This window comes from Tissierella simiarum (assembly GCF_018917865.1).
Classification (GTDB): Bacteria; Bacillota; Clostridia; order Tissierellales; family Tissierellaceae; genus Tissierella_C; species Tissierella_C simiarum.
Genome location: NZ_JAHLPM010000052.1, coordinates 1 through 677, shown reverse-complemented (window position 1 = coordinate 677; position 677 = coordinate 1). Strand labels below are relative to the sequence as shown.

Here is a 677-nt window from a genome sequence, read left to right as displayed (position 1 = left end):
ATTAGTTTTCGTCTGGTGACGATAGAGAGAGGGACACACCTGTTCCCATACCGAACACAGAAGTTAAGCCTCTCATCGCCGATGGTACTTGGGTGGTAACGCCCTGGGAGAGTAGGAAGTTGCCAGGCTGATCCTGGGTAGCTCAATGGCGGAGCAACCGGCTGTTAACCGGTAGGTTGTGGGTTCGAGTCCCACCCCAGGAGCCAAGAAACTGCCGGGGTGGCGGAACAGGCAGACGCACAGGACTTAAAATCCTGCGATCCTCAAAGATCGTACCGGTTCGATTCCGGTTCCCGGCACCATTATAACCTAACCCGTGTAAGAATTGATGGTAGGTTAAACGCAACGAGTACCAAATTTGAGTGAACAAATTTGTGATACGAGACTGCGAAGAATGTATCTAAAAAAACATCGCGGGATGGAGCAGTTTGGTAGCTCGTCGGGCTCATAACCCGGAGGTCGTCGGTTCAAATCCGGCTCCCGCAACCATAATTTCTGTCCGAAGGACATTGGATTAGTAGTGCCCGAAGGGGTGCAACCATAATTTACTTATTATAATAAGGCCCCATGGTCAAGCGGTTAAGACATCGCCCTTTCACGGCGGTAACCCGGGTTCGATTCCCGGTGGGGTCACCATTATGACCTAACCCAATGAGCGTAGCGAATTGTAGGTAGGT

Annotated in this window: 4 tRNA genes and 1 rRNA gene; all 5 read left to right on the top strand. The window is 51.1% G+C overall.

The features are described 5' to 3' along the window. Window positions 1-11: 11 nt before the first annotated feature. The 5 genes from rrf (at window position 12) to KQI42_RS20745 (ending at window position 636) form a co-directional block, all read left to right on the top strand. A 5S ribosomal RNA gene (rrf, locus tag KQI42_RS20765) occupies window positions 12-128 on the top strand. A gap of 3 nt (window positions 129-131) precedes the next feature. Then, window positions 132-206 (top strand) — tRNA-Asn (locus KQI42_RS20760). Between the two features lie 7 nt (window positions 207-213). After that, window positions 214-302: transfer RNA gene (locus tag KQI42_RS20755), tRNA-Leu, on the top strand. A gap of 110 nt (window positions 303-412) precedes the next feature. Then, window positions 413-489 (top strand) — tRNA-Met (locus tag KQI42_RS20750). A gap of 72 nt (window positions 490-561) precedes the next feature. Beyond that, a tRNA-Glu gene (locus tag KQI42_RS20745) sits at window positions 562-636 on the top strand. Window positions 637-677 lie beyond the last annotated feature (41 nt).